Raw genomic sequence first — 337 nt, forward strand, 5'->3', positions numbered from 1 at the left:
GCCCATGCCGCCCAGCACGACGATCGCGAGGATCAGCGCCGACTCGATGAAGGTGAACGATTCCGGATTCACGAGGCCCTGGCGCGCCGCGAAGAACGCGCCGCCGATACCGGCGAACGATGCGCCGAGCGTGAACGCCGACAGCTTGATGCGGGTCGGGTTCAGACCCAGCGACCGGCACGCGATCTCGTCGTCGCGCAGTGCTTCCCACGCGCGGCCCATCGGCATGCGGATCAGCCGGCTCGTCACGAACAGCGTGAAGCACACCAGCACGAGCGCGAGCAGGTACAGGAAGATCACCACGTGGTCGCCGCTGTATTCGAGGCCGATCAGCTCG

1 protein-coding gene is annotated in these 337 nt (G+C 66.8%); it reads right to left on the reverse strand.

From position 1 onward, the window contains the following. On the reverse strand, nucleotides 1-337 hold a 337-nt coding region (locus tag ACV229_RS40830), incomplete at both ends, for an ABC transporter permease subunit (RefSeq protein WP_448088696.1).

The organism is Burkholderia sp. MR1-5-21 (assembly GCF_053427715.1).